Origin of the sequence: Legionella beliardensis (assembly GCF_900452395.1) — a bacterium.
GTDB lineage: Bacteria > Pseudomonadota > Gammaproteobacteria > Legionellales > Legionellaceae > Legionella_C > Legionella_C beliardensis.
Map to the genome: position 1 here is coordinate 825,021 of NZ_UGNV01000001.1, position 21,601 is coordinate 846,621.

The window sequence follows — 21,601 nt, forward strand, 5'->3', positions numbered from 1 at the left end:
TAAATCTCGCTTACATAAAATAGTGTTTTTATATTATACAATATGCGTTAAAATTTTAAAAGGGCTAGTATAGGGTTCAAGAACATGGCTTAAATAACGTTTGCTTCTAGCCTCACCTAAGCTTTCCTTGTAAACTAGCGCTTAAATTAATTATTGCTCAAAATGATATGTTAGAAGTTAATCAAATTAATGCAACTTTATATGATTTAAATGAACGAACACAAGCACTTCGGGGGTATCTTTGACTTCGAAAGCAAACGTGAACGTTTAGAAGAAGTGGTTCGCGAATTAGAATCAGCAGCAGTGTGGAGTAATCCAGAACTTGCGCAAGCACTAGGTCGGGAGCGCGCCGAATTAGAATCGGTCGTTAATCAATTAGAGTTTTTAACTAAAAATATTCAAGATTTAATGGAGCTTTTTGAGCTTGCTCGCGCTGAAGAAGATGATGAAGCCATCAGTGATGTTGCTGATGAATTAGACGCCTTGGAAAGGCAAGTAGCAAATTTAGAATTTCGCCGCATGTTTTCAGGTAAAATGGATAATGCTAATGCTTACCTTGATATCCAATCAGGATCAGGGGGGACTGAAGCCCAAGATTGGGCAGAAATGTTACTGCGCATGTATTTGCGTTGGGGCGAGCACCATGGTTTTACGATGGAATTAATAGAATGCTCGCCAGGTGAAGTAGCCGGTATTAAGAGTGCAACCATTTATATCGTAGGTGAGCATGCTTATGGCTGGCTGCGTACCGAAACTGGCGTGCATCGCTTAGTGCGTAAGTCGCCTTTTGATTCTGGTAATAGACGCCATACCTCGTTTGCTGCTGTGTTTGTGTCACCTGAAGTGGATGATGACATTGATATTGAAATCAATCCTGCTGATTTACGCATTGATACGTATCGTGCTTCAGGCGCAGGGGGCCAGCATGTTAACCGTACTGACTCAGCTGTGCGAATAACGCATATGCCTTCAGGCATTGTTGTGCAGTGTCAAACGGATAGAAGTCAGCATAAAAATAAAGACAGCGCAATGAAACAACTGCGCGCTAAGCTTTATGAAATGGAATTACAGAAAAAAAATGCAGAGCAGCAAGCGCTTGAAGCGACAAAATCAGATATTGGTTGGGGCTCACAAATTCGCTCGTATGTCTTAGATCAATCGCGCATAAAAGACTTAAGAACCGGGGTCGAAACGAGTAATACCCAAGCTGTATTAGATGGGGATCTTGATAAATTTATAGAAGCCAGTTTGAAAGCCGGTATAGGGGCAGTAGCATGACAGAAACAATATTAGATGAAAGTGAAGTTTATTTAATTCGTAAGCAAAAATTGGCTGATTTACGCGAGCAAGGTTTTAATTTTCCTAATGATTTCCGGCGCAAATACTTTGCTGCTAATTTAATGGACCAATACAAAGACTGTGAAAAAGAAGAGTTAGCAAGCCTTGCAATTAAGGTTGCTATCGCAGGTCGTATTGTTTTACGGCGTATTATGGGTAAAGCGAGTTTTTTTCACCTGCAAGATGTATCAGGGCGTATGCAAGTATATATTCGGCAAAATGATTTACCCGAACTTTACGAGCAATTTAAGGAATGGGATTTAGGCGATATCGTTGGCGTAACCGGTGAATTGTTTAAAACAAATACGGGTGAACTAAGCGTGCATGCCGACAATATTGTGTTATTAACGAAATCATTAAGGCCTTTACCTGATAAATTTCATGGGCTATCGGATCAAGAAATGCGTTATCGTAAGCGCTATGTCGATTTGATTGCCAACGAGGAATCGAGACACACCTTTTTAATTCGTTCACAATTAATTAAAGCATTTCGTCAATACATGGACGGTCATCAGTTTCTAGAAGTAGAGACACCCATGATGCATCCAATTCCAGGCGGCGCCTTAGCACGTCCTTTTGTCACGCATCATAATAGCCTAAATATGGACATGTTTTTGCGAATTGCGCCTGAGTTATATTTAAAACGTCTGGTAGTTGGTGGGTTTGAGCGGGTTTATGAAATCAATCGTAATTTTCGTAATGAAGGGATTTCAACACGTCATAATCCTGAATTCACCATGGTTGAATTTTATCAAGCTTATGCTGATTACAACGATTTAATGGATTTTACGCAAGATTTACTACAATACTTATGCGATGTGGTTTTAGGTACTCGAAAAATTAATTACCAAGATCAAGAAATTAATTTTAGCGATCCTTTTGCACGCTTAAGCGTTAAAGAAGCTATTTTACGCTACCATCCTAATATAGTGGCTGCCCAACTAGAGTCAGAAGAAGCATGCAAGGCCATCTTAGAGCAGTTACAATTGCCTTATAAGCCGAGTGATGGCTTGGGTAAATTACAGATGATTCTTTTTGAAGAAACAGTTGAGCATTTATTGATTCAGCCAACGTTTATTACTGGCTACCCAACTGAAGTGTCGCCCTTGGCAAGACGTAATGACGAAGACCCAACCATTACTGATCGGTTTGAATTTTTTATTGCAGGCCGTGAAATAGCGAATGGTTTTTCAGAGCTTAATGATGCTGACGATCAAGCTGGTCGCTTCCAAAAACAAGTTGCTGAAAAGGAAGCAGGCGATCTAGAGGCTATGCACTTTGATTATGACTATATTGAAGCGCTTGAGTACGGTTTGCCACCAACTGCAGGTGAAGGCATAGGAATTGATAGATTAGTGATGCTTTTTACAAACTCGCCCTCTATTCGTGATGTTATTTTATTTCCCCATTTACGTCATGCAGGCCATGCTGGTTAAGTAAAAAGTGTACCAGGCTAAGACATCATGTATTAGCCTGGAAGTCATAATGACCGTATTATTTAAAATAATTTAAAACGTGATTGCCAAAGTTGAGAATAAAATTAGTCTGACTTGTATTAACATTATGCAGTACAATTTTTTTAAACCCAAGCGCTATGTATTCTTCTAATTGGTGAATATGTTGTTTAGGAGAGGCTGAAATAGTGACATAGTCATATAGCTGCTCGGGTTGAATTAACGCGGCCGCTTGTTCAAATTGTTCAGGTGTTCTTAATTCAGACAACATACTACTGCCAAAAATATTACTTTTCCATTGTTCAAAAGCACCTTTTAAGGCTGCGTCTTGTGAATGGTCATAAGACAATTGTACTTTTAAAATCATTGGCTTATTTTGGCCCCCATTTTTTTGCCAACTTGCAACAACGGCTTTTACTTGTTCAATAGGTTGAGACACAGTGACTAAACCATCTGCCCAAGAAGCTAGCCAGGCTGCTGTTTCAGGTGTGATAGCCGCACCAAATAAGGGGAGCGTATTATTTCTGGGCTGGGTATAAAGTGTTGCCTCCTCAATCGTTAATAAGCCTTTGTGAGTCACTGTTTCACCACGCCAAAGTGCTTTAATAATCGTTGCAGCTTCTTTAAGTCTCGCATTTCTTTCATGTTTGTTTGGCCAATGCTGTCCTGTAATGGCTTCATTCAGCGCCTGACCGCTACCAACACATAACCAGAAGCGTTCTGGAAACATCATATCGATAGTCGCTGCCGCTTGCGCAACCATGGCTGGGTGGTAACGGAAAGTTGGGCAATTGATTAAACCATATTCAAAAGATGTCTGGCTCATGGCAGCACCAAGCCATGCCCAAGAAAATGCCGAATTACCTTGTTTCCTATTCCAGGGATGGAAGTGGTCAGAAGAAAAAGCAAAATCAAAACCGGCTTTTTCTGCTTGTTTAACATAATCGAGTAGCTCGGTAGGGGAAAATTGTTCATGAGAAACATGATAGCCAAATTTTATTTTATCCATTCGTTTAATTTGCTCCTGCTACTATATTATTGATGTGATGGCTTAGGTCTAATTATTAGCTTAAATAATTATTAATTTACGTGGTTATATTTCCTAGAAAACCGTAATGTAGCCTGGGTGAAACGAAGTGAAACCCGGGTTACGGTCCTTTGGCCCTGCACCCAGGCTACATTTTAATTATCTTCCTCTTACTTTGGCTCGAGTACTTTTAAGCATTAATGTCGAATTTCTGCTATTTCTTCACTGGTAAAAGCTAATCGGTTATCTTTTAACGTGACATGGATGGTGTCACCTGAAGTAAACTCGCCAGTTAACAAGGCTTGTGCTAGTGGATTTTCTAGTTCTTGCTGAATGGTGCGCTTAAGAGGCCTTGCGCCATAGACAGGATCAAATCCCGCTTCTCCTAAGTACGCAAGTGCTGTGAGCTCAACGTCTAGATGGATATTGAGTTGTTGCAAACGCTGTTGTAGGTTACTAATTTGAATACCTGCAATTGTGGTAATTTGTTCTTGCGTAAGCGGATGAAACACAACCGTATCATCAATTCGATTAATGAACTCAGGACGAAAGTGTTGAGTAACAATACCCATAACTGCTTCCTTAAGTTGATCATAGGTTACTTTAGACGCCATATCTTGAATCAAGTGTGAGCCTAAATTAGAAGTCATCACGATGACTGTATTGCGAAAATCAACGGTACGGCCCTGGCCATCTGTTAAGCGGCCATCATCCATGACTTGCAGTAAAATATTAAAAACATCCGTATGTGCTTTCTCAATTTCATCAAGCAAAATCACTGAATAAGGCCTGCGTCTGACGGCTTCTGTTAGATAGCCGCCTTCTTCATAACCCACATAGCCAGGGGGTGCACCTATTAAACGAGCGACAGAATGTTTTTCCATAAATTCAGACATATCAATACGTACCATCGCCTCAGTCGTGTCAAATAAAAATGCCGCTAAGGCTTTACAAAGCTCGGTTTTACCAACCCCCGTTGGCCCTAAAAAGAGGAAAGAACCGATGGGTCGGTTAGGGTCAGAAAGACCTGCTCGTGAACGTCGAATCGCATTAGCAACCACATCCACTGCTTCATTCTGACCAATTAAACGCTTATGCAGTGCTTCTTCCATATGCAAGAGTTTTTCTTTTTCACCTTCAAGCATTTTAGCTACAGGGATGCCTGTCCATTTAGAAACCACGTCCGCAATTTCTTCTTCGGTGACTTTATTGCGAACTAAGCGGTGCTCGGTGTTATCTTCTTGTTCATTCACTTGCAGGAGTTGTTTTTCAAGCTCAGGAATACGACCATATTGTAATTCAGACATTCTTGCTAAATCACCAGCACGCCTTGCAGTATCTAATTCTACTTTAGCCTGCTCTAGTGCTTCTTTAATATGAGTTGCACCTTGTAAGGTTGCTTTTTCTGCTTTCCAAACTTCTTCTAAATCAGTGTAATTTTTTTCTAATTCATCAATACTGTGCTGTAAATCTTGTAATCGTTTTTTAGACGCTTCATCATTTTCTTTCTTTAATGCTTCGCGTTCTATCTTTAATTGAATTAAGCGGCGCTCAAGTTTATCTAAACTTTCAGGTTTGGAATCAATTTCCATACGAATTAAGCTTGCTGCCTCATCAATTAAGTCAATTGCTTTATCAGGAAGCTGTCTATCACTAATATAACGGTGTGACAGCGTCGCTGCCGCAATAATGGCGGGATCGGTAATTTCAACGCCATGATGAACTTCATAACGTTCTTTTAAGCCACGCAAAATAGCAATCGTATCTTCTACTGAAGGTTCATCAACTAACACCTTTTGGAAACGACGCTCAAGGGCTGCGTCTTTTTCAATGTATTGGCGGTATTCATCAAGTGTAGTCGCACCAATACAATGTAATTCACCCCGCGCTAATGCAGGTTTTAGCATGTTTCCAGCATCCATTGCACCTTCGGCTTTACCCGCGCCAACCATCGTATGTAATTCATCAATAAATAAAATAATTTGACCTTCTTGTTTACTTAAATCTTTTAAAACGGCTTTTAAGCGCTCTTCAAATTCACCGCGAAATTTGGCGCCAGCAATGAGTGCACCCATATCAAGTGAAAGTAGACGTTTATTCTTTAAGCCTTCTGGCACTTCGCCATTGATAATACGTTGAGCAAGACCTTCTACAATCGCTGTTTTACCAACACCTGGTTCACCAATGAGAACAGGGTTGTTTTTAGTACGTCGCTGCAATACTTGAATGGTTCTACGAATTTCATCATCACGGCCAATAACCGGGTCAAGCTTGCCTTGCTCGGCGCGCTCTGTTAAATCGAGGGTATATTTTTCTAATGCTTGGCGTTGATCTTCGGCATTAGGATCATTAACTGCGTCTCCGCCGCGTACATCATTAATCGCCTTTTCTATCGCTTCTTTTGTTGCGCCTGCTTGCTTAAGCAAGCGTTCCAGATTGCCATCTTCGCTTATGGCAGCTAATAAAAACAGTTCACTGGAAATATAAGCGTCTTTGCGCTGCTGCGATAATTTATCAGTTAAATTAAGCAAGCGATTTAGGGCGTTTGAAATATGAATGTCACCGCCTGTGCCTGTAACTTTAGGCAAGCGTTCAAGCGCTTGATCAAGGGATGTACGTAATTGGGCAATATTGATGCCTGCTTTAGTTAGCAAAGGCCTGGTACTGCCGCCTTGTTGATCAAGTAATGCTTTTAAAACATGTTCAGGCTCAATGAAACTATTATCCCTGCCTAGTGCTAAAGACTGGGCATCTGCAAGAGCCATTTGAAATTTTGAGGTAAGTTTATCCATTCGCATTTGTAACCTCTCTATCAGGACTTATTTATGCTTGCTTGCATAAGTTAAGTCTGGTTAAATACCGACCTTCATCTATAAGTACTAGTCCAAAGGTGTTAATCACAGTCTTACTGCCGTAAAATAAGGGCTGAAATCTAAAAAACAAGTAGTGTAGCGGTATATTATGAATAATTTTCCTAACCAACAGTCTGATTCACAAGCGCTATTAAATCAAATCATACTTGAGTATATGCGTGACCAAAAACGTAAGCGCCGTTGGCGTTGGGTATTTCGTTTTCTTATTGTTCTGCTAATCATTATGGCCTATTTTAAATTAAATGGCCTATTTGAAGATGAGAAAGATACGCTAGATAAAGCCCATGCAGGCTTAATCGATTTGGATGGCACGATAGAGCGGGAAGGTTCTGGAAGCGCTGAAAATTTTGTTAAAGGATTAGATAGAGCGTATAAAAGCAAATCTCTACAAGCGCTAATTGTTCGTATTAATAGCCCTGGCGGCAGTCCTGTGCAAGCAGATTATATGTATAATGCGTTGCATTATTATCATTCTAAATACCCTAACGTTAAAATATATGCAGTCTGTGTGGATGTTTGCGCGTCTGCTGCTTATTATGTTGCTGCCGCCGCAGATGAGATTTATGCTAATGAATCAAGTATAGTAGGCTCAATAGGGGTGATTTATAATGGTTTTGGCTTTGTAGATACCATGCAAAAATTAGGTGTTTCTCGTCGCTTACAAACAGCAGGTAATTATAAAGGCTTTTTAGATCCATTCTCTCCCGTGACGCCAGAACAACAGCAATTATTGCAAACAATGTTAAATGAGGTCCATCAGCAATTTATTAATCGAGTTAAAGAAGGGCGGGGTTCTCGTTTAGTGATTGATAATCAAACGTTTTCTGGTCTTTTTTGGACTGGAAAGCAAGCTAAAGCACGCGGACTTATTGATGGCTTTGCCAGCAGTGGGCAATTGGCGCGCGATGTTTTAAAAGCTACTATTGTCATCGATTACACCCATAAACAAAGTGTCTTTGAAAAGGTTAGCCGCAACGTCGGCACAGCCATTGCAGATGAATTACCGAAAGCGCTAGGTTTAAATTCTGGTATTAAGGAATAGGCATTATTAATTGCTATTTAAATTGATGTAGCCTGGGTGCAGGCCCAAAGGGCCGAAACCCGGGTTTCACTCTACTGGCTTAAGTGCCCCATCGCTGGATACCGCGGTCAAGCCGCGGTAATTCGTTTTTTTCTTTGGTTTCTTTTCATTTTCTCGAAATACTGTGGCTTGACCACGGTATCCACTTACTGTCTACTGATTTAAAGATAAGCCTTATTGAAGTTGCCGCCAGGATTGTCTGCCATAAGCTTGTTGTCCTGGATTTTCTGTTACCTTTTGCGTACCACCACTGGTGCCTGTTAAGTATTTGTATTCAAGTTGCCCTGCATTTAAGATAGGTAAACCCCCGATAAGACCTGTTTCTGATTTTAGTCCACTAACTGATACCGTAATTTGTTGTCCATTTTGAATAATACTTGCGGAATCAGCAGTAGTAAATCGGCTATCTTGATTTAAGTCAAAGACATTATAATTAAGTCGGCTGCCAGTTGTTGCATCCAGTTCCATCAACCAGCTATCGCCACCAAAACTACATGGGTCATCGCTAGGAATGATGGTGTTAAAAATAATCTTGCCATTTAAGTAAAATAAATTAGAAATAACCCGTTCGCCTTGTGCTTGGCCATTGACTACTAAATCAATATACCAGCCGCGCTGGGTACTCCCTACAGCATTATTACTGGTAATACGTATATTATTTTGCTCATCAAGAATAGTTTGTTGTTGCAATACAGAACGACCAGTTATAGCGGTGGTTTGAGTATCACGTAACGCATAAACGCTTTGAATGGTATTATCTGTTTTATCTGCTGTTTCTAAGAACTTACCGGTGCCAATATAGATTTGTAGTGCGCCTGAGGTAAAATTTAACCTTGATACAGCAGGTTTAGAGGTAATAGGCTGGCGTACACCGCTGGCGTTGGTAGCCACAAAAAATGGTGATGGCTTATTCGTTGTGGCGGTTTTATAACTAAAGTCCCACTGGTTAGGATCACTAGATCTAATATCTATTTTCCACAGATTGCCATATAAATCGCCTGCATAAATATAATCAGCAATGTAATTATTATCAATATCAACGACGACCGGTGTAGACATACCATTAGGACGCCCAGAGGCAGTTGGATCAGCAGATAAGCCAGTCTGGGTATCAAATTTTTTAATTAATGTGCCATTGGCGATATCAACAACATAAATAACGGCATTTCCCGTCGTGCTGGTTCGGTTGTCAACAAAAGTATTATTGTAACCATTGCCAAATATAGCAGCCCATTTCCCATTGGCTAATCTGACAATCGATGCCTGGGAATAGGAGTATCCCATGTCTATATCATCTTGGTCAGTGAATTCCCAAAGTACTAGATTTGCGGCATTTGATTCGTTAAAGAGAGTTGGGTTAGTAATATCTAGTGCATACATACCTTGTCCACCACCATTTAACGAACCTACTAAAGCAGTACGCCAAGTATTATTAATTAAGACATCAGAAGCATTTATTGAGCCATCTACATAGTAGCGGTGGGTATAATTAGGATTAGTTAATTGATTAAGGTTAGAAAAGACACTTGATGGAACGTAGGCAAAAAGTTCATTGCCGTTGTTAGCATCCAATGCATGCAACATGCCATCATTAGCACCAACATAAATCACAGCTGCACGCTCAGCATTGTTTGTTTTAAAGGTGCTGTAGGGGATAGAATTTTCAGCAGCAGTGCCAGTCCAGGTGTCTGGGTAAGTTTGTTCAGGCCCTTTAATTAATAATGGGGCTGAATCAATAATATCACCTAATGGCCCGCCGCGATTACGAAACGTTCCGCCATTTTGTATTTCTCTAGAGCGATCGCCGCGAATAAAATTAAGTCTATTATTGCCTAAATTATCATTATTATTCGTGGCTGGATTATTATTTAAGGCGTTTACTTGCGCTAGATCAATATCATTGACACCGGGTGAGGCTGCATTTGTTGGCCATCTAAAAGGTATTCCTTTTTTCTGCGATGGTTTATAAGTAATAACATTGCGGCCCGTATTAAAGTTTTGCAACTTCAATCGTTCAGCAGCATCCCAGGTGTAACCTGAGGTAAGAACATTGCCATTTGTTGGGTCAAGCGCTAAAGCTAGTAAGCGACCACTCCAGTCTTTCGTGCGGAAAGTGGCTTGATAAAGAAAGGTGCCTGAGGATAAAACACCACTATTTAAAGTAGCTGAGGTAAATGTACCAGACTGATCAACAATATTTTGGAATACTTTGGCGAGTTGGGTAAATAAATTACTAGCATTGGTAATTAGAAAATAATTATCCGGTGAGCCACTGTTCGTTGAATCATATTCAATAGCAGCATCTGGAATATTATTGTTATTAAGATCATTAAATCCCCCCCATTTAGCTGCATACCATAAAGGCGAGTTAAAAAAGATGGCAGAGGGAACATTACTTGGTGTAAAGGTTCGACTTGTTAATATGGGCAGTGCTGTTTTATCGTTCCATCCTTGCCCAGGTAGTTTGCCAGGTGGGGTGTCGAGAAAGTAATCCACATCGCTTGTTGCCGCTGTGTCTCTATCCCTTACTTCAAGGTAAACGCCATCTTGTGTCGTTCCGGAAATGACATAGCCTAGGTGTTGATTAATACCCCCTGCAGCGTAAACACTATCAGTTGTGATAGTCAATGTATTATTGGGATTAACAACAACGGTGTATTTAACAATAGCATCCATATCAAAATCCGCACCTTGCTGCAAATCAGCAAAATTAACGCGAAATACGCCGCCTGTCGCTGTCAATGATTCAATGTAAAAGTCTATTATTTCATTCGTAGGCTGGTAAGCGCCTTGGGTGTTATTGATACTTAAACCCGCGACTGATTTAGCAAAAGGGACGATTCTTATTGTATTATTTCCCACTTTAAACTTAATTTCAGGTTGTGGTGAGGCTAAGGCTACGGAAAAAGTTTTAGCATTTTGTTTTCCTGTTACACTATTTAAATCATTTAGCCAGGCATAAGTAGCCACACTCCCAAGATAATAGCTACCTTCCGAATTAGTTTCCTGAGGCGCTAAACCTCTTACATTAGCAAAACTACTGACTACTTTAGGTGTAGGTGAGCCATCAGCATTTGAGCCGGATTGGCCAATGAAGGCCAAAATACTAGCAAAACCTTCATTGCTAAAGATACTTTGGGCTAACGAACTTACATTAAGCGACGGTGTTAAGTCGCCAGAGAAAGAATTAAAGGAGCTGCCCGGCAGTTGGTCGCTGTCATAATTTGGCTGATCACTGATAATAAGCAGATTAGCTTTAGAGCAAGAGGGGTAAGTCGCGTAGGGATTTTGCCAATTGGGCTTTGCTAAACCCAGGGTAACATCAGGGCCAGTACTGTAGTTAAATGCCGTCGTAGGGCCACTTTTTCCAGCAAAATAACGTACCGCTTCATACAGCATTTCTGCTAATGGATTACCCCACATTTCACACTCACCATTGACAATATTCCTTGTTGTTATAAAGCCACACGTATAATTATAATTGGTATCAAACCCGGTAACCGTAAGTTTATTTATAGTAGAAATAATGCCATTGACCGTTGTAAATTGGCCCGTATTTAAATTAATTTCATCCCTAATACTTGAAATATTCTTGCGCAAAACCCCGCCAGCTAAATTATTTTTATAAGAGCCAGTTAATAAGCCAAATAACATGGAATCATTTTCGCCAAATTGCTGTAGTAGACCTACGGGTTTATAGCTACCACTGGGATAAGCTACACAATTACTTTCAAGCCCAATGGCATTATCACAAACTTTAACCCGGACGACATAATCAGTAATATTTGATAAAAGTGGGCCGTTACCGCCATTTACGGCACGACTTCCAGCCACGGGAAGCTCAATACTTACCCATTCCCAAATTCGATAAGGTTGATTTAAAGAGACCCGTAAAAGCGGGTAGCTAGGTGAACTATTACGCAATGTCGTATTGGCAAACAGGTGATAATTTGTGCTAGTAGGCGCAGCAAAAGGGGTATACTCACTAATGTTATAACCATCTACAAGCGCTGATCGGTATTCTTTTCCCCAACTATGACCATCTTGTGGAATATAGGTACGCTCTAATATCGTTTGAGTCGTTGTATCGCTAACGCGATAGCCCCCATAGAGAACTTTGCGAATGGCATCTAAGCGCGCTGTGGTAAGATAGTTTAAAAAATTCCCACTCCATTGGCCGGGGCATTTTTTAGTCGCAGTCACGCTAACGGGATAGAAATAAAGCTGTGAACTATTATAGCTGTAGCATTTATAGCTGTCGAAATAACCATAATAATCAAAACTTGGATTAAAAACGGTATTAACCTGACCATCATTATTTAAATCGGATGCATCATTATAGGCTTCAAAATAAAGTTTATGGTCACGGCTTAATACGAGCATGGTTAATGGGGCAACGGCATCAGTCAGAAATAAAGGGGTTTGGGAAATATTTAAAGGGGCAGCATGACTATTAGAATGAATTAATAGTAGATTAAATGCTAAAAATAGACTGGGCAGTGAGCGCTTCATTAAAATCTCCTTGCCACAGTGGTTTGTAAAATACTAACTGTTTCATTGTTAGCGCCAACCCCGCGCGCAGTAATACGATAGTAATGAACACCGCCTCCTGCTTTATAGTTACCTAATTCAGGGGAGTCTGGGACAAATTGTAAATATTCAATAATATAGCGGGGTGCAGTAGCAACATTGCGTAACTGACTGCCATAGGCCACTGAATTACTCGACCACCAAGAAGCAGTTTGGCTAGAGAGATTTGTATTATTGTAAAATTGGCGTACGCAAGGAGAGGTTTGACAATTTGCTGCAATGGCAGGTTGTCTAGTTTGCGCTAATAACCAACCTTCGCCAGCATTTAAAGCAGATTCAGCAGCGCGGAAAGACATTTCTTTATCTTGTAAATTAGCAGACATTTTTTCTTGCATATGACTTACTTGCACAGAACCTATTGCTAGAATCGAAATAATGAGCAATAAAATAAGTGCTACTGCAAGTGTTGCCCCGTATTGCTTGCTCATACTGGTAACCCTCGATTACGTAAGGTTATAAAGGTTATCCACTCACGCCTTATTTTTCTGTCAGTCGGTGTTGCTGTTGCGCTATTAAAGGTGTAGGGTCTCGCTTTATCAGCGACATTTTCTGTTGTAGCTAGCAATAAATTAATTTGTACACTAATGACATTATTCCAATTATTACCGCTGTTTACTTGAGCTGCCGTTTGGTAAGCATTGACGGTATTATCATTATCAGTATCTACCCCATAGGTAACGTGTAGCTCTTCTACACCTTCTGCTATTTCTTCTTCATTGCCATTGGCGTCAAGTCGTACTAGCGCTAATATAGGTTGATTTTGATTATTGACTCTGCCAGTATTTTTTACATAAAAAGCGTAGTAAATGAAACGCATGACTTGAGCATTAGCTAAATAAGAAGTACTTAAGTTATTGGACGTATTGACACCAGTAGGGTGGGTAATCGATGTGTCTCCGGTACCTGTACCAGCCACGAATATATCTCCTAATACACAATTTGTAATAATAAGTGGCATGCCGCTTTGCGCGCCTAAGCCTGAAAAAACACTAATAGGGCTACTGACTTGCGTCATGTCTGTACTAAGATGTACGCTATTAGAAGCCATGCGGATTTCAATCACATCACTAGTACTTAGTGGTTGCTTAGCACTAATATTAGTTGGCAGAGACGGAGAAAAAGAGGCACCATTGCCATCAAAGCCTTGTAATGGTTTGTCATAATTTAACATTGTTGATGCATTTGAGACCAAATTTGTCAATGCTAATTGTTTTTGATTAGTGCATCCTTGAAAGCCGGCCATACGGATTTCCCGGGATAAAATATAGTTTGCATAGCGGCCATTTTCTTGCAATCTGGCTAATGCCTCTTGAACCGTAAAGGTTGCTTTATTACTTAAATAAACAGCGCCAACACCTGCAATTAACAATGTGCCGATAGTTGACGCGATTAAAAATTCAAGGATAGTAAATCCTGCTATCCTCTTCATAGTTCAACCTCCATTCTTAGGCAGGTTAAATCCACATTAGTATTGCCGCTGCAACCTGTTCCTAACGCGCCGGTACGATCATTATCCCAAAATATGGTAATAGTGAAGCGGTCACCATTCCGAGTCACAGTCCCTCGGCCTGATGGCAAAGATTGAGCATTTTCCGTATTCCATTGATAAATATCGCGCTGCGCAATCTGCGAGCTTGTACAGGTTGTACAACTTGTAGCGGATCCAGTTCCTACAATACTATTATAGGAGCCCGCCTTAACACCTGCATAATTTGATTGCATGCGATCAATAATATTATTGATTTGAGAAATTGCTGTGGAGCGGAGTTGTGCTGAATGGTTATCGCGCACGGCGCGCGCTTGTAGCGCTGCAATTCCTAAAAGGCCAACCGCGAGAATCACTGCACTGATTAATATTTCAAGCAAACTAAATCCATGCTGTTTGCTTTTTTTTACCATCATAATAACTCATGCATTAACTAGGTGTAAAAATAAATGCAAAAAATGTACCGAAATGCTTCCGTTTCAATTACGAAGCCTATAATTTAGCAACAGAAAAACAACGCTTTGACTTAATTAATTAAAATGAGCTAAAAAAATTGGCATTTACTAAAAATGTATGTATCCTGAAATAACTCAGGGCTTTATAAAAGGAATTCCCAAAATTTGCATGTTTATGATTTCTAAGCTAGATACTTATCTAACAAAACCTAAAACACTCATTATCCCCCAATAATTTAAATTAGGTAATTTTATGCCACATAATTCATTTTATATATGTAAATTAGAGCCATCTAAATTAACATTTTTAGATAAAAATTTTGAGCAAGTTGACTCCCGTGAGCTAAATGGTTTATTTGCTTATGTCCTGTATAAAGACGTTAATTTAATCATGATAGGTAGATTAAAGGATAATTATGCAAGCTATCATGCTGGCATAAATTTAATACAAAAAGGATTAAAAGAACAATTAAGAAAGCGGGTAGATAATCCTCAAAATATTTGCTTCTCTTCACATGATCCTGATTCAGGCGGCGAAATACTTTTATTAGATGGAAAAGTTGTCGTTTGGAATTTTAAAAGCCAGTATTCTCAACCACATCAAGAGTTACATGACGATAGTCCCAACTTAAAACAGCAAGTTTGTGAAGCCGGCTTTCCTCCGGAGCGCTTTATTAATATTAAAGAAACTGAAGCTTTTGAAGTCACTAATTTAAGAACCTATTTTTCGCCTGATGGTCAATATAAAGAAAAGCCGCAGGAAACGGCTGATCTAATTTGCGCAATGTTTGACTTACCTAAGCAGCAAAGCCCTGTATCTGCGTCGCCATTAAAAGCTAAATACAAGGATGCTTTTACTGAGGTTACACCATCTAGCTGCGGCGCTTCTTTTTTTAGGAGGAACTCAAAGAGTAATCCTGCGCTATCTGTTGCTTTAAGTCCTGGCCCACACTCATTTCGTTAATATTAACGATTAACAATAGGGGCTAGGGTTTGTAGTATCGATTTAAATATTTTGGGTGTTCCAGCAATGACATCACCCTGATCAAAATAATTTTCACCGCCTTGTAAATCACTCACTAGACCGCCTGCTTCTTTTACTAAAAGTGAAGCTGCGGCAATATCCCATGGGCGCAAACCAAACTCCCAAAAGCCATCTAAACGGCCACAAGCCACATAGGCTAGATCAAGCGCTGCTGATCCTGTTCTGCGAACGCCTGCACATTTACTAGCCATTGCTTCAAAAGTAGGTAAATAACGTTGAGTTAATAAGACATTACGAAATGGCACACCCGTCCCAAGCAGGGCCGCATTTAATAAGGTTTGTTTAGATACTCTTATACGCCTATCATTTAATTGCGCACCACAACCACGGCTTGCTGAGAAACATTCATGCCTTATAGGGTCATAAACAACGCCATGCTCGATGCGATTTCTTACTTTTACAGCAATAGACACAGCTACAAAGGGAAATCCATGTAAATAATTAGTAGTTCCATCTAAGGGGTCAATAATCCAGACCGTCTCTGCTTTGTCATTAAATACCCCACTTTCTTCAGCTAAAATACCATGTTCAGGGTAGGCTTTATGAATGGTTTTAATAATAGCTTGCTCAGCTTTCACATCGACCTCACTAAAGTACTCATTTGAATCTTTAGCACTGACTTTAATTCTATCGACTAACTCTGCGTGACGTAGAATAATTTCACCTGCTTGACGGGCAGCATTAACAGCAATATTTAATAAAGGTTGCATGCGTTGCTCTTAGAAGACAAAATCAGTTATTCTAACATGTTTTTTTATTTAAGACAGTTGTTATAAAATTTAAACGGTAATAAATTAATTAAAACAGACTGTGTTAATTAAGGGTCTTTTAGGCTCAGCAGGGCTTTGCTTAAGTTAATCTGGCAAAATTAGCCTATCTTTATAAATTACAATAGGTTTTTCACTAAATTATTATGAATTTTAACTCGATACGTATTGTACTTGTTGCGACCTCTCATCCTGGTAATATCGGTTCGGCAGCTAGGGCCATGAAAACGATGGGCTTTAGCCGGCTCTACTTAGTCTCACCAAAAATTTTTCCTGATTTAAAGGCCTTTGAGATGGCAGCAGGGGCAGATGATGTATTAGAGCAATGCATTGTAACTTCTTCATTAAGGGAGGCTTTACAAGGCTGCCAACTGGTGATTGGTACAAGTGCAAGGCCACGAGGTATTGACCTGCCAGGTTTAATACCAAAAGATTGTGCCAAGCTTATTGCTGAGCATGCAGATAATATTGAAGTAGCGCTGGTTTTTGGACGAGAGCATGCAGGCTTAACTAATGAAGAATTATTACAGTGTCATTATCATGTTACCATTCCTAGTAATCCTGATTATAGCTCTCTAAATTTAGCCCAAGCCGTTCAAGTTATAACCTATGAGTTAAGAATGCATTTGTTGGCAACTACGATAAAAGTTAACCATAATCAAGATAAGCTAGCTACTGTAGATGAGGTAGAGCAATTTTACACACACTTAACCGATGTTTTATTAGAGGTTAATTTTTTAAAACCAGATAATCCTCGTCGTTTACAGGAACGTTTAAGGCGATTATTTAATCGAGTAGGCTTAGAGCAAATGGAAGTCAATATCTTACGTGGTATTCTTACTTATACTCAAAAAGCACTGCAAAGACATAAGGGAAACAAGCTCAGTGAAGACTGAAAAATTACCAATTTACTTTGACTATATGGCAACTACACCAGTTGATCCGCATGTAGCTAAGAAAATGATGAATTTTCTGAGCTTAGATGGCGTATTTGGTAATCCAACCTCAATGACGCATATTTATGGCAAAATGGCCGCTAGAGCCGTAGAACAAGCGCGCTTACAAATTGCTGAGGCAGTCTTTGCCGAGCCCAAAGAAATTATTTTTACCTCTGGCGCCACAGAGGCAAATAATCTAGCTATTATTGGCGCTGCCCAATTTTATCAGCGCAAAGGTAAACATCTTATCACCATGACAACTGAACATAAGGCCGTTCTTGATAGTTTTGCTTACTTAGAGAAAGAAGGATTTGCAGTTACTTATTTAAAGCCAAAAAGTGATGGCCTGTTAGATTTGGATAAGCTAAAACAGGCAATACGAGATGACACAATCTTAGTGTCAATTATGCATGTAAATAATGAAATTGGGGTCATACAAGATATTATGAGTATTGGTCATTTGCTTCGCGGCCAAGGCATTATCTTTCATGTTGATGCCGCCCAAAGCGCCGGTAAGCTTCCTATTAATTTGCAAACGTTACCCGTTGATTTAATGGCTTTTTCGGCACATAAAAATTATGGGCCTAAAGGCGTAGGTGCTTTATATATACGTCATCGCCCTCATCGTATTCGCATTCGGCCACGTACTTTTGGTGGTGCGCATGAAAGTGGTTTGCGTGCAGGTACTTTAGCTACACATCAAATAGTAGGCATGGGAGAAGCATTTGCTTTAGCAGAATTAAATCGCATTGAAGAGCAAGATAGATTATTAAGGTTAAGACAGAAACTTTGGGATGGCATAAAAAACTTAACCGGTATTAAGTTAAATGGCCATGCTAGGCAACGAATAGCAGGTAATCTTAATCTAACATTTTCAGGTATACATGGTGAATCTCTATTGTTATCGTTGCGGGAGCTCGCGGTTTCTACCACGTCTGCCTGTGCCTCTGCAAGCTTACAGCCTTCTTACGTTTTAAAGGAGCTTGGCTTAAGTGATGAAGCAGCTTATAGCTCAATTCGTTTATCAGTAGGCCGTTTTACTACTGATGAAGAGATCAATCAGTCTATTAAAATTATTAATGAGCAAATTAACCGTTTGCATGAAATATCACCATTATGAATTATAATGAACTTGTAGAACGTTATTTTTTTCAACCAAAGCATGTTGGTAAATTAGACTGCCTACTACCTAATATTATCTGTTGTAACCTAAGTGATGCGACTAGAAATAATTATTTTAATCTATTTCTAGCTTACAATAGCTTAGGCCGAATTGATAAAGTATGTTTTAAAGCATATGGTAGTCCTTACTTAATTGCCGCATTAGAGTGGGTTTGTGAGCAGCTAGAAGGTAGTTTTATTAAGGCTCATCCACAATTAACTTATAGAATGTTAGTAGAGCGTTTGGAGATTCCTAATCATTCTTATCCAATAGCAATATTGGTTGAAAAAGGCTATAACGATATTATCAATGCAGTAAAAAACAAGCTTACCGAGGAAAGACATGAATGAGGTTGTAAATTATACGAGCAGTCGGGAAACGGGTGTGGCTTTAACTGAAGCTGCAAAGCGTCACATACTCGCGTATCTTAGGCAGGAACCTACGAGCCAGGGCGTACGTTTTTCCGTTAAAAAAACAGGTTGTTCAGGCCTGTCGTATGTAGTGGACTATGTTGTTAATCCCCATGAGACTGATATTGCCCTACCTTTAAATGAGCAATATCAAATTTGGATTGACAAAGCCAGCTATCCTTTCTTAAAAGGCATGAAAATCGACTATGTACAACAGGGACTCAATTACAAATTTATCTTTGATAACCCTAATCAAACCGGTCAGTGTGGTTGTGGTGAAAGCTTTACAGTAGAGACTAAATAGTTTTTAAGTCGGCTTAAGCTGTGCTGTAAAATTGCCTATCTGTACCAAAGTTTGCTCTGTTTGATTAGATGGCAGAGCACTAACCTTGCTTTTTTTGTTAAAAAATTATACAATACCATTTTTTCTAACTATTCTTAAATGTAAATTTTTATGCTTAAGTAATTTAAGAAGACAACATTTTGCATAATTTATGCAAAAAAGCTTGATAAATACTCCATTTTTTCTTAAGCTTCCCTTAATAAATGAATATCATTAAAACAATATTTACATAGTTTGTTATATTTGGTAGTATATGAATCACGGTGTTCTGTTTGTGATTAACAGAATAGAGTTAACTTAAATAAGTTTAATTATTTTAGGCATATGGAGAGAGGTAATGAATGCAGTAATGCAGGACATTGAGCAAGTCAATGAAGCATTGACTCAACAAGTGATAAATGCAGTAAAGGGATATTTAAATTCGGTAGGTAGTAAAGATGCAAACTTAAATCTCTACCAACTAATTGTAGAGGAAGTTGAGGCACCTTTATTCCGGACTGTTATGGAATTAACTCGTTATAACCAATCTAAAGCAGCTCGTGTGTTAGGCGTTAGTCGCGGCACATTGCGTACTAAATTAAAACGTTACTTCGATGACGAATTTATTGGTACTCGCGGTTAAAACTAGTTTTTTATCGAGCTATTTGTTAGGATTAAAGCAAGCTGGTCAGGCAATCGCTCTTTTTTAATAAAAGGGAGGAAAGTCCGGGCTCCATAGGGTAAAGTGCCAGGTAACGCCTGGGAGGCGTAAGCCTACGGATAGTGCCACAGAAAATATACCGCCTTTTTTAAGGTAAGGGTGAAATGGTGTGGTAAGAGCGCACCGCGCAACTGGCAACAGTTGTGGCAGGGAAAACCCCACTTGGAGCAAGACCAAATAGGAACCCATTCTCATTTTATATGAGTACACATGACCCGTGTGGGGTTCGGGTAGGTCGCTTGAGGCATATGGTGACGTATGTCCTAGATAAATGATTGTCCACGACAGAACCCGGCTTATCGGCCAGCTTGCTTTAAAATTAGTACAAGCCTCAGCTTTTCGCTTAAGGATTTAGCTCTGCAGGTACTCTATATACGCTATTTTTAAGATCTTATATTACCTACCTTGATATTTTACACCGCCACTCTTGGGATAACTCTTGATTTTATTGCTAGTGAGACTTACTATCGACCATCTCTAATCTTGGAGAGCTTTGGTTATGATGTTGTGTATTGATGTTGGTAATTCTCATATTTATGGTGGCGTTTTCATTGAAGAAAATTTACAGCTTCGCTTTCGGCATACCTCAAAAGTAAGTGCCTCTGATGAGTTAGGAATTTTTTTAAAAACAGTTTTGCGTGAAAACCAATGTTCACCTGAAGAAATTAGTGAAATTGCCATTTGCTCCGTAGTCCCGCAAATTGATTACTCACTACGTGCAGCCTGCATCAAATATTTTTCTATAGAGCCTTTTGTTTTACAAGCAGGGGTTAAGACAGGTTTAAATATTAAATACCGCAACCCTATTGAAGTTGGTGCTGATAGAATAGCCAATGCCATTGCCGCTGTACAAACTTATCCAGGTCATAATATTATTGTCATTGATTTTGGCACAGCGACCACTTTTTGCGCCATTACTGCACAGAAAGCGTACTTAGGTGGCGCTATTTTACCCGGTGTGCGATTATCTGTAGATGCGCTTTCTACCAATACTGCTAGGCTCTCAGCGGTTGAAATAGTTAAAACAGAGCAAGCACTGGGTAGATCAACTGCTGAAAGTATTCAATCAGGCGTTTATTTTGGGGTGCTTGGTGCTTGCCGTGAGCTTCTAACCAAAATTAAAGAAGAGGCTTTTCCAAGGCAAGATGTTATTGTCTTAGCGACAGGTGGTTTTGCTTCTTTATTCGAGCAGCAAGATATTTATCATCATTTAGTTCCCGACTTAGTACTGCAAGGTATTCGCCAAGCCACGATTATGAATCGTTAAATTTAAAATGTATCATTGCTATTCAAAATGGAAGCTTAATATTCATTTATAAGTTTCCGTTCTACTTTTTATGTTGCGAGTATAAATTTCAGTAGGCTTAACGCTAGAAAATTAAATTCCTATAGTGTATAAAAGTGGAGTAAACTATAAAAAAAGTGGAGAATTGTGGGTAAATTACCATTTACCCACATTACTAATTATGTTTCGTGGAATCAATACGATCACGTTAGATGCAAAAGGGCGTTTTATGGTGCCTGTGCGCTATCGTGACGTATTGTGTGCTGAGGGAAGTGCATCATTGGTAATTACTATTGATACGGAGGAACTCTGTCTCCTCGCCTATCCGCTAGCACAATGGCAAATTATCGAAAAAAAATTACAGAATTTACCTAGTTTTGATAGTGTAGCGCGTCGAATTCAGCGTTTATTAATTGGGCATGCTACTGATGTAGAACTAGATAGTAGTGGACGCATATTATTACCTTGCGTGCTGCGTGAATATGCTAAGTTAGATAAACACATGGTTACTATTGGCCAGGGTAATAGATTTGAAATATGGAATGAAATGTTGTGGCAGCAAAAGCGTGAGCATTGGTTGGCTGAAAAAGCATTGCAATTAGATAGTTTACCAGAGGAAATGAAGAATTTTTCTTTATAATGGGAAA

Annotated in this window: 18 protein-coding genes and 1 other RNA gene; 12 read left to right on the forward strand and 7 right to left on the reverse strand. The window is 39.5% G+C overall.

Translation table 11 applies throughout. The annotated features are described in order from the left end of the window. Positions 1-167: 167 nt before the first annotated feature. A protein-coding gene (gene prfB / locus DYE47_RS03710; RefSeq protein ID WP_115301977.1) for a peptide chain release factor 2 occupies positions 168-1,278 on the forward strand; the annotation gives its coding sequence in 2 pieces (ribosomal slippage) (positions 168-242 and positions 244-1,278; 1,110 coding nt in all). Beyond that, on the forward strand, positions 1,275-2,774 hold the full coding sequence (gene lysS / locus DYE47_RS03715) for a lysine--tRNA ligase (RefSeq protein WP_115301978.1): 1,500 nt from the start codon (positions 1,275-1,277) through the stop codon (positions 2,772-2,774). Before prfB ends, lysS begins: the two co-directional genes overlap by 4 nt. Before the next feature lie 58 nt (positions 2,775-2,832). Here lysS and DYE47_RS03720 read toward each other — a convergent pair whose 3' ends face one another. Together DYE47_RS03720 and clpB are read right to left on the reverse strand one after the other, a co-directional pair. Continuing rightward, positions 2,833-3,801: a TIGR03885 family FMN-dependent LLM class oxidoreductase gene (locus DYE47_RS03720; protein WP_115301979.1), complete on the reverse strand. Its 969-nt coding sequence runs from the start codon at positions 3,799-3,801 to the stop codon at positions 2,833-2,835. Positions 3,802-4,016: 215 nt separating this feature from the next. Beyond that, positions 4,017-6,617: an ATP-dependent chaperone ClpB gene (clpB, locus tag DYE47_RS03725; protein ID WP_115301980.1), complete on the reverse strand. Its 2,601-nt coding sequence runs from the start codon at positions 6,615-6,617 to the stop codon at positions 4,017-4,019. A 163-nt stretch (positions 6,618-6,780) separates the two neighbouring features. On the opposite strand from clpB, the gene DYE47_RS03730 reads away from it, so the two are divergent. Continuing rightward, on the forward strand, positions 6,781-7,734 hold the full coding sequence (locus tag DYE47_RS03730; protein WP_115301981.1) for a S49 family peptidase: 954 nt from the start codon (positions 6,781-6,783) through the stop codon (positions 7,732-7,734). A gap of 213 nt (positions 7,735-7,947) precedes the next feature. Here DYE47_RS03730 and DYE47_RS03735 read toward each other — a convergent pair whose 3' ends face one another. Genes DYE47_RS03735 through pilV form a run of 4 tightly spaced genes read right to left on the reverse strand, consistent with a single transcriptional unit; the run spans position 7,948 to position 14,265 of the window. Further along, positions 7,948-12,285, reverse strand: coding sequence for a pilus assembly protein (locus tag DYE47_RS03735; protein WP_115301982.1), 4,338 nt, complete (start codon positions 12,283-12,285; stop codon positions 7,948-7,950). After that, positions 12,285-12,791 carry a pilus assembly PilX family protein gene (locus tag DYE47_RS03740; protein WP_115301983.1) on the reverse strand — a complete coding sequence of 169 codons (507 nt, stop codon included), beginning with the start codon at positions 12,789-12,791 and terminating at the stop codon, positions 12,285-12,287. Before DYE47_RS03740 ends, DYE47_RS03735 begins: the two co-directional genes overlap by 1 nt. Then, complete coding sequence (locus DYE47_RS03745; RefSeq protein WP_115301984.1) at positions 12,788-13,792, reverse strand: PilW family protein; 1,005 nt, start codon at positions 13,790-13,792, stop codon at positions 12,788-12,790. The genes DYE47_RS03740 and DYE47_RS03745 overlap by 4 nt, the downstream gene beginning before the upstream one ends. Continuing rightward, the gene (gene pilV, locus DYE47_RS03750) at positions 13,789-14,265 is read right to left on the reverse strand and encodes a type IV pilus modification protein PilV (protein WP_115301985.1); all 477 of its coding nucleotides are present in this window, start codon (positions 14,263-14,265) and stop codon (positions 13,789-13,791) included. Before pilV ends, DYE47_RS03745 begins: the two co-directional genes overlap by 4 nt. Positions 14,266-14,557: 292 nt before the next feature. Between pilV and DYE47_RS03755 the strand changes: the two genes are divergently transcribed. Then, positions 14,558-15,268 carry a hypothetical protein gene (locus DYE47_RS03755; RefSeq protein WP_115301986.1) on the forward strand — a complete coding sequence of 237 codons (711 nt, stop codon included), beginning with the start codon at positions 14,558-14,560 and terminating at the stop codon, positions 15,266-15,268. 2 nt (positions 15,269-15,270) lie between these two features. On the opposite strand, the gene DYE47_RS03760 is transcribed toward DYE47_RS03755, so the two are convergent. Next, entirely contained in the window at positions 15,271-16,059 is a 789-nt protein-coding gene (locus tag DYE47_RS03760; protein WP_115301987.1) for an inositol monophosphatase family protein, read from the reverse strand. A gap of 203 nt (positions 16,060-16,262) precedes the next feature. Between DYE47_RS03760 and trmJ the strand changes: the two genes are divergently transcribed. The 8 genes from trmJ (at position 16,263) to mraZ (ending at position 21,594) form a co-directional block, all read left to right on the forward strand. Beyond that, entirely contained in the window at positions 16,263-17,012 is a 750-nt protein-coding gene (trmJ, locus tag DYE47_RS03765; protein ID WP_115301988.1) for a tRNA (cytosine(32)/uridine(32)-2'-O)-methyltransferase TrmJ, read from the forward strand. Beyond that, the gene (locus DYE47_RS03770; protein WP_278043839.1) at positions 17,002-18,174 is read left to right on the forward strand and encodes an IscS subfamily cysteine desulfurase; all 1,173 of its coding nucleotides are present in this window, start codon (positions 17,002-17,004) and stop codon (positions 18,172-18,174) included. Before trmJ ends, DYE47_RS03770 begins: the two co-directional genes overlap by 11 nt. Continuing rightward, complete coding sequence (locus DYE47_RS03775; protein WP_115301989.1) at positions 18,171-18,566, forward strand: iron-sulfur cluster assembly scaffold protein; 396 nt, start codon at positions 18,171-18,173, stop codon at positions 18,564-18,566. Before DYE47_RS03770 ends, DYE47_RS03775 begins: the two co-directional genes overlap by 4 nt. Further along, positions 18,559-18,930, forward strand: coding sequence for a HesB/IscA family protein (locus DYE47_RS03780; protein WP_115301990.1), 372 nt, complete (start codon positions 18,559-18,561; stop codon positions 18,928-18,930). Before DYE47_RS03775 ends, DYE47_RS03780 begins: the two co-directional genes overlap by 8 nt. 376 nt (positions 18,931-19,306) lie before the next feature. Continuing rightward, on the forward strand, positions 19,307-19,591 hold the full coding sequence (locus DYE47_RS03785) for a helix-turn-helix domain-containing protein (RefSeq protein ID WP_115301991.1): 285 nt from the start codon (positions 19,307-19,309) through the stop codon (positions 19,589-19,591). Between the two features lie 37 nt (positions 19,592-19,628). Further along, an RNA gene (rnpB, locus tag DYE47_RS03790) (RNase P RNA component class A) lies at positions 19,629-19,984 on the forward strand. Between the two features lie 184 nt (positions 19,985-20,168). After that, a complete protein-coding gene (locus tag DYE47_RS03795; RefSeq protein WP_115301992.1) occupies positions 20,169-20,936 on the forward strand; it encodes a type III pantothenate kinase in 768 nt (255 codons plus the stop codon). 199 nt (positions 20,937-21,135) lie between these two features. After that, entirely contained in the window at positions 21,136-21,594 is a 459-nt protein-coding gene (gene mraZ / locus DYE47_RS03800; protein WP_115304005.1) for a division/cell wall cluster transcriptional repressor MraZ, read from the forward strand. The last annotated feature ends 7 nt before the right edge of the window (positions 21,595-21,601 follow it).

What these genes read in the sequence shown, in the direction of transcription:
- lysS (WP_115301978.1), top strand. Translation starts at nt 1,275, where the DNA reads ATGACAGAAACAATATTAGATGAAAGTGAAGTTTATTTAATTCGTAAG.
- DYE47_RS03720 (WP_115301979.1), bottom strand. Translation starts at nt 3,801, where the DNA reads ATGGATAAAATAAAATTTGGCTATCATGTTTCTCATGAACAATTTTCC.
- clpB (WP_115301980.1), bottom strand. Translation starts at nt 6,617, where the DNA reads ATGCGAATGGATAAACTTACCTCAAAATTTCAAATGGCTCTTGCAGAT.
- DYE47_RS03730 (WP_115301981.1), top strand. Translation starts at nt 6,781, where the DNA reads ATGAATAATTTTCCTAACCAACAGTCTGATTCACAAGCGCTATTAAAT.
- DYE47_RS03735 (WP_115301982.1), bottom strand. Translation starts at nt 12,285, where the DNA reads ATGAAGCGCTCACTGCCCAGTCTATTTTTAGCATTTAATCTACTATTA.
- DYE47_RS03740 (WP_115301983.1), bottom strand. Translation starts at nt 12,791, where the DNA reads ATGAGCAAGCAATACGGGGCAACACTTGCAGTAGCACTTATTTTATTG.
- DYE47_RS03745 (WP_115301984.1), bottom strand. Translation starts at nt 13,792, where the DNA reads ATGAAGAGGATAGCAGGATTTACTATCCTTGAATTTTTAATCGCGTCA.
- pilV (WP_115301985.1), bottom strand. Translation starts at nt 14,265, where the DNA reads ATGATGGTAAAAAAAAGCAAACAGCATGGATTTAGTTTGCTTGAAATA.
- DYE47_RS03755 (WP_115301986.1), top strand. Translation starts at nt 14,558, where the DNA reads ATGCCACATAATTCATTTTATATATGTAAATTAGAGCCATCTAAATTA.
- DYE47_RS03760 (WP_115301987.1), bottom strand. Translation starts at nt 16,059, where the DNA reads ATGCAACCTTTATTAAATATTGCTGTTAATGCTGCCCGTCAAGCAGGT.
- trmJ (WP_115301988.1), top strand. Translation starts at nt 16,263, where the DNA reads ATGAATTTTAACTCGATACGTATTGTACTTGTTGCGACCTCTCATCCT.
- DYE47_RS03775 (WP_115301989.1), top strand. Translation starts at nt 18,171, where the DNA reads ATGAATTATAATGAACTTGTAGAACGTTATTTTTTTCAACCAAAGCAT.
- DYE47_RS03780 (WP_115301990.1), top strand. Translation starts at nt 18,559, where the DNA reads ATGAATGAGGTTGTAAATTATACGAGCAGTCGGGAAACGGGTGTGGCT.
- DYE47_RS03785 (WP_115301991.1), top strand. Translation starts at nt 19,307, where the DNA reads ATGAATGCAGTAATGCAGGACATTGAGCAAGTCAATGAAGCATTGACT.
- DYE47_RS03795 (WP_115301992.1), top strand. Translation starts at nt 20,169, where the DNA reads ATGATGTTGTGTATTGATGTTGGTAATTCTCATATTTATGGTGGCGTT.
- mraZ (WP_115304005.1), top strand. Translation starts at nt 21,136, where the DNA reads ATGTTTCGTGGAATCAATACGATCACGTTAGATGCAAAAGGGCGTTTT.